Source organism: Neorhizobium puerariae (assembly GCF_042429745.1).
GTDB classification, from domain to species: Bacteria; Pseudomonadota; Alphaproteobacteria; order Rhizobiales; family Rhizobiaceae; genus Neorhizobium; species Neorhizobium puerariae.
Window position 1 is genome coordinate 1 of the sequence record NZ_JBHMAA010000075.1, and the last position, 674, is coordinate 674.

A 674-nucleotide genomic window follows, 5' to 3' on the forward strand; every position below is an offset into this window, starting at 1 on the left:
CCGCTCGGCGTGATCGGCATCATCACGCCCTGGAACTTCCCGATCGCCATTCCCGCCTGGAAGATCGCCCCGGCGCTCGCCTATGGCAACACCGTCGTCTTCAAGCCCGCCGACCTCGTCCCGGGCTCGGCTCACGCGATCGTCGACATCCTCCATCGCGCCGGTCTGCCGAAGGGCGTCCTCAACCTCGTGATGGGCCGCGGCTCGGTCGTTGGCCAGGCGATGCTCGACAGCCCCGATCTCGCCGGCATCACGTTTACCGGCTCCACCGGCACAGGCAAGCGGGTGGCGCTCGCCTCCATCGAGCATAACCGCAAGTTCCAGCTCGAAATGGGCGGCAAGAACCCGATGGTCGTCCTCGACGACGCGGACCTTTCCGTCGCCGTCGAAGCGGCCGCCAATTCCGGCTTCTTCTCCACCGGCCAGCGCTGCACGGCATCCTCGCGCCTGATCGTCACGGAAGGCATCCACGACAAGTTCGTCGCGGCGCTGACCGAGAAGCTGAAGACGCTCAACGTCGACAACGCGTTGAAGGCCGGCACCCATATCGGCCCGGTCGTCGACGACAAGCAGTTGAAGCAGGACACCGACTACATCGAGATCGGCAGGCAGGAAGGCGCCCGGCTTGCCTTCGGCGGCGAACTCGTGAAGCGCGGCACCCCCGGCTTCTACCT

Annotated in this window: 1 protein-coding gene; it reads left to right on the forward strand. The window is 66.2% G+C overall.

Going from position 1 to position 674, the window contains the following annotated elements; translation table 11 throughout:
- Window positions 1–674, forward strand: a 674-nt coding sequence (locus tag ACFFP0_RS31020; protein WP_377266090.1) for an aldehyde dehydrogenase family protein, incomplete at both ends; no start/stop codon positions are given.